General features: G+C 43.0%; 1 pseudogene. It reads left to right on the top strand.

The features are described 5' to 3' along the window. Positions 1–237 (top strand): annotated as a pseudogene (locus tag ACFIK8_RS11615) (DNA primase); the annotation flags it as partial. Between the last annotated feature and the right edge of the window lie 26 nt (positions 238–263).

Genomic DNA, 263 nt, shown 5'->3' with positions numbered 1-263 from the left:
TTGATGGAAGAAAAAGCAGATTTAGCCAAACGCCCCGGTGTGATTATGAATATCGCAAAACAACGTTCAGGGGATTTTGAAGGCAAAATCGGTCTTTGGTTTGACCCACAAACCTATCGCTACCGCTGTTCCTCTGAACATACCCTCACCCCACGTCGTTATCTTGAACGCCCAAACAGAAAAAACCAAGAAGACAAAAGAGAATATGCAACAATGGCTACTTCAACAATGAAATAAAACGTCATTCTCGTCCAATACCCCAC

The organism is Bartonella sp. MR168JLCBS (genome assembly GCF_042194175.1).
This window is presented reverse-complemented; position numbering and strand designations above follow the sequence as displayed.